Source organism: Micromonospora sp. NPDC003776 (assembly GCF_053605645.1).
Genome location: NZ_JBSGJR010000816.1, coordinates 1 through 2,260 on the forward strand (window position 1 = coordinate 1; position 2,260 = coordinate 2,260).

The window sequence follows — 2,260 nt, forward strand, 5'->3', positions numbered from 1 at the left end:
CGTCGGCTGCGGGAGCGACCAGGTCGACCCCGCAGTCGGCCGCCCCGGGCGCGGGTGCGGGCACGCCGGCCGAGGGGCCGGTGACGCCGGAGGCGACGCGGGGCACGGACGCGGGTGAGACCAGGTCCAAGCGGTCGCGGGCCACCGGGACACGCGGTCGGGCGATCCCGCCCCAGCGGCCGCCGTCGGACCCGATGGTCCCCGGCGAGGCAACCGGAGACGACGGCACGGCCACCCCGGGTGCCTCCGGCGGCGCTGCCGAGAGCGACCAGGGGGCGAAGGCACGCCGCCGCGGCCGCTGACCACCGCCCCGGCGGGCTCGTCCATCCCGGCGTCGGTCAGGGCACGGGCGGTCACGCCGAAAGGTCACGCTCGATGGAAACAGTGGCCTCGGTCGTGCGAACGGACCACAACATCGTGGATCGAGCGCGATCGTGCTGACGGCACGCGAGGGCGCCAGACGACGCGGGCGGGCGGCGGGCAAGTGGACGGAAGGCGGGCGGGGTGCGGCGGGGCGGGGCCTCAGGGCGCTCAGTCGACGGGCCAGGTGTGCACGGGCTCGTTGCCGCGCTGGAGTTCGGCGTAGCGCTGGACCATGTGGTGCAGCGCGGCCTCCCGGTCCATGCCCCGGTGCCGCTCGGCCGCCCAGACCGCCTCGGTCTGCCAGACGGCCCCGTTGCGGCCCGTACGGCAGCGCTGCTCGATGACGCCGAGCAGGCGGTCCCGCTCGGCCGGGGCGACGCCGAACCGGTCGAGGCCCTCTGCGGCCTTCGGCAGCAGGACGTCGAGTACGAGCTTGGTCACCGGCACCTCGCCGAGCCGCGGCCAGTGCAGGACCGCGTTGATGCCGCGCCGGGCGGCGGCGTGGAAGTTCTCCTCGGCGGAGCTGAAGGTGAGCTGGCTCCAGATGGGCCGGTCCGCCTCGGCGAGACCGCGGGCGAGTCCGAAGTAGAAGGCGGCGTTCGCCAGCATGTCCACCACGGTGGGGCCGGCCGGCAGCACCCGGTTCTCCACCCGCAGGTGGGGGCGGCCGTTCATGATGTCGTAGACCGGCCGGTTCCAGCGGTAGACGGTGCCGTTGTGCAGCCGCAGCTCGGCAAGCTCCGGGACGCCGCCGGCGTGCAGCACCTCGACCGGGTCCTCGTCCTCGACGATCGGCAGCAGGGGCGGGAAGTAGCGGACGTTCTCCTCGAACAGGTCGAAGATCGAGGTGATCCAGCGTTCCCCGAACCACACCCGGGGGCGTACCCCCTGGGCCTTCAGCTCGTCGGGCCGGGTGTCGGTGGCCTGCTCGAAGAGGGCGATCCGGGTCTCCGCCCAGAGCTGCCGCCCGTAGAGGAAGGGCGAGTTCGCCCCGATGGCCACCTGCACGCCCGCGATCGCCTGGGACGCGTTCCAGTAGTCGGCGAAGCTGTCCGGCGCGACCTGGAGGTGGAACTGGAGGCTGGTGCAGGCCGACTCGGGGGCGATCGAGTCGGTGTGTGTCTGGAGTCGCTCGACTCCCCGGATGTCCAGTTCGATGTCCTCGCCCCGCGCCCCGACGATCTGGTCGTTCAGCACCCGGTAGCGCTCGTCGGTGGAGAGGTTGTCGGCGACCAGGTGGCGCTCGGTGAGGGTGGGCAGGATGCCGACCATCACGATCTTGGCGTCCGACTTGGCGGCCCGCTCGTCGGCGCGGGCCAGGCTGCCGCGCAGGTCCCGCTCGTAGTCGGCGAAGCCGGTGCCCTCGATGAGCCGGGGCGAGGCGTTCAGCTCCAGGTTGAACTGTCCCAGTTCGGTCTGGAAGAGCGGGTCGGCGATGTCCGCGAGGATCTGGTCGTTGCGCATGGCCGGCTCGGCCGCCGAGTCGACCAGGTTCAGCTCGATCTCCAGCCCGGTCATCGGACGGTCGGCGTCGAAGCCGAAGTCGTCCAGCATCAGGGCGAATACGTCCAGGCACCGCCGGACCTTCTGCCGGTAGCGGACCCGGTCCTCCCGGGAGAAGGCGCCCTGCTCGACGTCTCTGCCCATCTGTCCTCCCGGCGCGAAGCGCAACGGAACCGTGCCGTTCCCGAGCGCATGTGAAGCCTTCACGTTAAGTGCGCCCGCCCCACCGGAACCAGAGGGGCCGGGCGCAGGTCTGCACTCCTACCCAGTCCGGGTGCGCCGCACCGCAGGCGACCGGCGAACAAGACGTGACGATTCGCACCCCACCCCGGGTACGCCGAAACGGGCCCGTGCCGTCGACTGACGGCACCGGCCCGTGCGGCGTACGGGGTGA

1 protein-coding gene is annotated in these 2,260 nt (G+C 72.5%); it reads right to left on the reverse strand.

What is annotated here, in order from left to right:
- Window positions 1–531: 531 nt before the first annotated feature.
- Entirely contained in the window at window positions 532–2,010 is a 1,479-nt protein-coding gene (locus ACWEVO_RS35270; protein WP_452311741.1) for a glutamate--cysteine ligase, read from the reverse strand.
- Between the last annotated feature and the right edge of the window lie 250 nt (window positions 2,011–2,260).

Bases quoted from the DNA above. Each gene is read 5' to 3' on its own strand.
- ACWEVO_RS35270 (WP_452311741.1), bottom strand. From the start codon at position 2,010: ATGGGCAGAGACGTCGAGCAGGGCGCCTTCTCCCGGGAGGACCGGGTC.